Consider the following 5,146-nt stretch of genomic DNA (forward strand, 5'->3'; position numbering starts at 1 on the left):
ATTTAATCAAGGATCGCTATCGCTTTCCTCCTTGACAAAATAATTACTAGCAATTTAAGAAAACCACAGCATTATTCAGAGAAAATTTTTCAGAGGTCTGTGTCACATATGTTTGACTTCTCTAGACAACAAGCAGATAAAATTTAATATTTTCCTTGCAATTATGGAATATTATATGTATACTTAATAGGTTATAGATTAAGGAGGACGAAAATATATATATGGAAAAATTAAGATTTGAAGAGATTAACTTATCAGAGGAAATACAAAGGGGAATTAGGGATATGGGGTTTGAAGAAATGTCCCCAATTCAATCACAGGCTATTCCAATAGTTTTAGCGGGAAATGATATTATTGGTCAAGCACAGACAGGAACAGGCAAAACGGCGGCCTTTGGTATTCCTATTATTGAAAGATGTAATCCAGACGAAAAACATGTTCAAGCATTGGTTTTATGCCCAACTAGGGAACTTTCAATACAGGTAGCAGAAGAAATCGGAAAACTAGCAAAGTATAAAAAAGGAATATCTGTAGTGCCTATTTACGGTGGTCAGCCTATAGATAGACAAATTAAAGCACTTAAAAAAGGGGCTAATATTGTAATTGGTACACCTGGAAGAGTAATAGACCATATTAAAAGGAAGACTCTAAAGGTAGACAATGTAAATATGATGGTATTAGACGAAGCAGATGAGATGTTTGATATGGGATTTAGAGATGACATAGCTCTTGTAATGAATCAATTAGGAGAAGATAGACAGACAATATTTTTCTCAGCAACTATGCCCCCAGAAATCATGAAATTTGCAGGACAGTACCAAACTAATCCTGAAATAATTAAAGTAGTTCATAAGGAACTTACAGTACCAAAGGTAGAACAGGCTTATTTTGAATTAAAGCAACATATGAAAACTGAAATATTATCTAGACTTATAGATATGTATAATCCAAAATTGACTATAGTGTTCTGTAATACAAAGAAAAAAGTAGACGAATTAATAGAGGAACTTCAAAGCAGAGGATATTTTGCAGATGGACTTCATGGAGACTTGAAACAAACTCAAAGAGACACAGTAATGAACAAGTTTAGAAAAGGTACTATAGATATTTTAGTTGCTACAGATGTAGCAGCAAGAGGTATAGATGTAGATGATATAGACTTGGTTATTAACTATGATATGCCACAGGATGAAGAATACTATGTTCATAGAATAGGAAGAACGGCAAGGGCAGGCAGAGAGGGAAAAGCCTTTAGTTTTGTATCTGGAAGAGACATCTATAAATTAAGAGATATTCAAAGATATACTAAGACTAAAATAGCAAGAAAAGATTTGCCAACACTTAAAGATATACAAGAAAACTATACATCTATTATGTTAGAAAAGATAAAAGAACAAATAGATAATGAAGATTTAAGTAAATATGAGAAAATCATAGAAACATTACTTGAAGAAGATTATACTTCTTTTGATATTGCAGCGGCATTATTAAAATCCTATATGGCTAATAATAAATTAGACGGTCATGAAGAATTAGATATGGTAGACTTTGACAGTAAGCCTAAATCTAAAGGAAAAGGTTCTGGTTCTTCCTCATCTATGGTAAGAATGCACATAAACATTGGAAAGAGAAAAGGTGTAAGTCCAAGACATATCTTATCTGCATTACTAGAAGTAACTGGACTTCCTAAGAAATCCGTAGGGGATATAGATGTATACGACAAATTTACATTTATAGAAGTGCCAAGTGAGTATGAAGACGAAGTATTAGATGGATTAAATGGTTCAAGGATAAAAGGCACAAGAGTAAAAGCTGAAATAGCAAATCCAAAAAGAAAATAATTAGAATATAAAGTTATTAATTATAAAACAATATAAGGTCTTCCCATGGGAAGACCTTATATTGTTTTTGCTTTCTTTTTTAAAACACCTCGTAGTCCTTTTTCTTCTTTAATTAATATTCTTTTTATATTTGGCATATGAAGGTAAATGGCTATGAAGAAAAGGATTAAAGATATAAGCACAGAATTCATACCATAATACAAGTAAGCACTTAAAGCTAAAAAAAGGTTTAATCCCAATGTTCCAAGGGCTATATAGTCAGTCACAAGAGTTATGATTAAAATAATAAAGAACCCTAATATTCCTAGTTTATAATCTATGCCGATTAACATTCCTAAAAGAGATGCTGCACCTTTTCCACCTTTAAATTTCATAAAGAAAGGAAAATCATGTCCTAGTATAACAAAGAGTCCGTTTAAATATAGGAGAAAGTAGTTTTCTTCTATAAAGGAAATTTTAAATAAATGTTTTATAATAAAAATAGAAATAATTGCTTTTAATATATCTAAAATTGCAACTAAAACTCCCAGTTTCCAGCCTATGGAAATGACTGTATTAGATGCTCCAGCATTACCTGCTCCAAGAGTTCTAATATCCACATTTAGAAATGTTTTACTTAATATATAAGACCACTGTAAACACCCAAATAAATACCCTATAATTATGACAGTAAAATAAGTCTTCAAAATATCACCTCCTAATATTAGATTATATCATATGAAGTGTATTTATTATAATACATAATTAACCAGATATTTATTTAAAATAACTGTCGAATATAGTATAATTATGTTAAAATTAGGTAATTTCATAATATATAATGGCGCATATAAAATTAAATCTTGCACAATTCAGCAATGGAAGCAATATAATATTATATAGCAAAAGTATAATAAATAATGAAACTTAGAGGAAGGATAACTATGAATCCAAAGATTAAGAAAAAAACAATTGTAATACTATTAATATTACTAGTAGTTTCGTTTCCAAATATATTTGCAGAAGCTAATGATACTAATACTATAAAATATACCAATACTATTAAATTAAGTGGGGACAAGGATCATCCTCCTTATCAATATACAGATAAAGATGGAAAGCCTACAGGATTTAGTGTTGATGTAATAAATGCAATTGCTGAAGAGATGAATTTGAATATAGAACTTACTCTTATGGAGTGGAGTGACGCAGTAAAGACTTTTGAAAATGGACAAGTTGATGGTGTGATATATATGGCTCAAAGAGAAGATTGGCAGAGAACATATAAATTCGTACCTCCAATAATTATAGACAGACAAGTAATATTTGTTAATAGGGAAACGGTAAATATAAATAATTTAGAGGATTTAGCAGGACTTAGGGTAAGCTATCAAGAAAGTGATTATAGCGAACCCTATATAAAAGAGATACCTTATGTAGAAATTTTTCCAAAGTCAAATTTACAAGAAGCTATGCTAGACCTTAAAATGAAGAATGTAGATGCAGTAGTTGGAAATAAATTAGTAGGTATATATTACTTACAAAAATATAAACTTACAGACTCCATTAAAATTGCAGGGGAACCTGTTCTTACGGTGACTTATGGGACAGCCATATCTAAAGATAATGAAGAGCTTAGTATTGTATTGGAGGAGGGTTTCAATACAATTAAAGAAAATAAGGTTTATGAACAAATATATAGAAAATGGTTTGGAGAAGATGTAGGAAGCATTAAAACTATTTATACAAAATATAGAAATTCAATAATAATTATTGTAACATTTATAATTGTAATTATTTTTATTTTATATATCTATAATAAAAAACTTCAAAGAGAAGTAAAAAGGAGAACTCAAGAATTGGAGTTAGCCAATAAAGAGTTGATTGAACACCAGAAGGAGATATATAATTTAGCTTATTTTGATTCAATCACATCTCTGCCTAATAGAGTTTATTTTATCAAAGCATTAAACAGTATATTTGAGAATATACAAGAGCAGGAAGGTATATTTGGAGTATTGCTTTTAGATATAGATAGATTTAAACATATAAATGATACTTTGGGACACAATGTAGGAGATTATATATTGAGATTATTGGGGACAAGAATTCGCAAAATTTTAAGAGAAGAAGATATAATTGCTAGAACAGGGGGAGATGAGTATTATATATTAATAAATAATGTTGAAAGTGTATGTGATATAGTAGAAATAAGTAAATTGATTTTAGAAGATTTTAAAAAACCATATCATATAAGGGATTACGAACTATATTTAACTACTAGCATTGGTATATCCACATATCCTGAAGATGGTTTGGATTCTAACTCCATAATGAAAAATGCAGACCTTGCTCTATATAAGGCTAAAGAGTTAGGTGGAAATTCCTATTATGTTTATGGAGATGAAATTAAGTCTAAGGGCTTAGAAAAGATGATGTTAGTCAGTCAGCTAAGACAAGGTATAAAAAACAATGAGTTAGTTCTTCATTATCAACCTCAAGTAGATATATTGACAGGAGAGATTAGTGGGTTAGAAGCTTTAGTAAGATGGCAACATCCAGAACTAGGATTATTATATCCAGATAAGTTTATACCCTTAGCAGAGGAAACAGGACTAATAGTTCAAATAGGAGAATGGGTACTGAAAGAAGCTTGCAAACAGGTTAAATATTGGACTGATTTAGATCAGAATATTATGATGTCTGTAAATATTTCTGCAAGACAGTTTCAACGTAGGGATTTTATAAAAGAAATAATTGATATATTAAATGAAGTAGGACTAAGTTCTAAAAATTTAACTTTGGAGATTACAGAGACCATAGCTATATCTGATATAGAGCATACATTGAAGATATTAGATAGATTAAACGTCCTTGGGATTGCTGTTGCTATAGATGATTTTGGTACTGGATATTCAAGTCTTAATTATTTAAACCAGATGAGTGTAAATGAATTGAAAATCGATAAATCATTTATATGGGATATTGAAAAAAACAATAAAAATAAAATGATTTCAAATACCATAATAATTTTAGCAAAACAACTTGGATTGAAAGTAACTGCTGAAGGGGTAGAGAATGAAGAACAGTTAAATATATTAAAAGAAATGAAATGTGATATAGCACAAGGATACCATTTTAGTAAACCAGTCCCTAAAGAAAGCATAAATGAAATGCTAAGTATAAAAAGCCCTATATAGTACTAGTGTTGCATTAAAGAAATAATTACAGGTTGACATGGAAAAATTTATATAATGAAAAAAAGAACCCCTTGTGTTAAATTGTTTTTGACTAGAAAACAATGAAATGGGGTTCTTTTTTATGGT

Annotated in this window: 3 protein-coding genes; 2 read left to right on the forward strand and 1 reads right to left on the reverse strand. The window is 29.8% G+C overall.

What is annotated here, in order from left to right:
- The first annotated feature begins 221 nt into the window (after window positions 1-221).
- A complete protein-coding gene (locus tag FYJ83_RS19135) occupies window positions 222-1,841 on the forward strand; it encodes a DEAD/DEAH box helicase (RefSeq protein WP_154443092.1) in 1,620 nt (539 codons plus the stop codon).
- 56 nt (window positions 1,842-1,897) lie between these two features.
- Here FYJ83_RS19135 and FYJ83_RS19140 read toward each other — a convergent pair whose 3' ends face one another.
- A complete protein-coding gene (locus FYJ83_RS19140) occupies window positions 1,898-2,527 on the reverse strand; it encodes a glycerol-3-phosphate acyltransferase (RefSeq protein WP_154443093.1) in 630 nt (209 codons plus the stop codon).
- Between the two features lie 237 nt (window positions 2,528-2,764).
- On the opposite strand from FYJ83_RS19140, the gene FYJ83_RS19145 reads away from it, so the two are divergent.
- Window positions 2,765-5,020, forward strand: a complete 2,256-nt coding sequence (locus FYJ83_RS19145; protein WP_195838074.1) for an EAL domain-containing protein — start codon at window positions 2,765-2,767, stop codon at window positions 5,018-5,020.
- Window positions 5,021-5,146: the final 126 nt, after the last annotated feature.

The organism is Tissierella pigra (assembly GCF_009695605.1).
Lineage (GTDB): Bacteria > Bacillota > Clostridia > Tissierellales > Tissierellaceae > Tissierella > Tissierella pigra.

What these genes read in the sequence shown, in the direction of transcription:
- FYJ83_RS19145 (WP_195838074.1), top strand. Translation starts at nt 2,765, where the DNA reads ATGAATCCAAAGATTAAGAAAAAAACAATTGTAATACTATTAATATTA.
- FYJ83_RS19135 (WP_154443092.1), top strand. Translation starts at nt 222, where the DNA reads ATGGAAAAATTAAGATTTGAAGAGATTAACTTATCAGAGGAAATACAA.